We start from the raw sequence: 1,294 nt of genomic DNA, 5'->3' as shown, positions 1-1,294 counted from the left end.
TGAGGGGCCACGCGTTTTCCGGACAGCCGCCGTGTGCTTGAAAGCTACGCTGCGAGCCGCATGTTGCGATGCTCGAGATACGCCTCGCGCGGCGTCAGATATCCGATTGCCGAGTGGAGTCGCTTGCGATTGTACCAGAATTCAACGTATCTCGTGATGTCCCGTCGGGCTTCCTCTCGCGTGCTGTATGTCATGCGACTCACCCGTTCATTCTTCAGGGCTCCGAAGAACGATTCGGCCATGGCATTGTCGTAGCAGATGCCGGTCCGGCCGGCGGAGCGCCGCACATTGAGCCGATCGAGGGTCCTTCCGTATTCGGCGGACATGTAGTTGCTGCCGCGATCGGAGTGGAATATGGCCTTCTTGACGAGTTTTCGGTTGCGAGCGGCATTCCTGATGGCTCGCGATATCAACGGGGTCTGGTAGTGGTCGTCCATGGCGTATCCGATGACTTCTTTGGTGCAGCAGTCGATGACGGTCGCCAGATAGAGCCAGCCTTCACCGGTGGGGATATACGTGATGTCCCCGACCATCTTTTCTCCGGGTCTTGCCGCGGTAAAGTCGCGACCGACGAGGTCAGGTACCGGGAACGGCAGGCCGGCCTTGGTCAGGCTGAACCGCTTGGGCTTGGGCTGGCAGGGAACCAGCCCCAGTTGCCGCATGATCTGGCGGACCAGCTCCGGTCCGGCCTGCACGTCCCAGCGGCGCAGCTGTGCATGCACGCGTCGATAGCCGTAGGTGCCGTCGGAGTCCTCGAATATCTTCGCAATGAGAACCTTGAGTTCTTCCCGGCGGGCAGCAGTAGCGGATTCCGGCCTGTTGCGCCACTCGTAGTAGCCGGAGCGGGAAGCGCCGAGTTTGGCGCACATGAAGTCGACGGGGTAGGCGCACTCCGCTGTGTCGAGTCTCATTTGATCAATGAACTCGAACTTCTCACTTATCGGTGATCCTTGGCGAAGTACGCTGCGGCTTTTTTCAGGAAGCTGTTTTCCATCTCCAGCTCGCGGTTGTGTCGCTCAAGTTCCTTCAGGCGCGCGCGTTCATTCGTCGTCAGTTCCGCGTCGGCGGAAGGCTCCTGTTGACTGTGGTGCCTCTTTACCCAGCCGCGAAGGGTCTCCGGATTGAGGTCGAGCTCCCGAGCAACCTCGGTGACGGTCTTGCTCGACCTCAGAGCGATCTGGACGGCTTCCTCACGGAACTCAGGCGAGTACTTGCTGGGTGGTGCCACTGCTACCTCGTTTCCTTTGAACAGAGATTCTATTGGGTCTCTGTCCGGAAACCTCGGGGCCCCTCA

At 59.9% G+C, this 1,294-nt stretch carries 1 protein-coding gene; it reads right to left on the bottom strand.

Features of this window, described 5'->3' with window-relative positions:
- Window positions 1–44: 44 nt before the first annotated feature.
- A protein-coding gene (locus P3T29_RS32620) for an IS3 family transposase (RefSeq protein ID WP_280720298.1) occupies window positions 45–1,228 on the bottom strand; the annotation gives its coding sequence in 2 pieces (ribosomal slippage) (window positions 45–964 and window positions 964–1,228; 1,185 coding nt in all).
- Window positions 1,229–1,294: the final 66 nt, after the last annotated feature.

It is taken from the genome of Kitasatospora sp. MAP5-34 (assembly GCF_029894335.1).
GTDB lineage: Bacteria > Actinomycetota > Actinomycetes > Streptomycetales > Streptomycetaceae > Kitasatospora.
The sequence above is the reverse complement of the archived record's forward strand: the minus strand, read 5'-3'. Positions and strand labels throughout refer to the sequence as shown.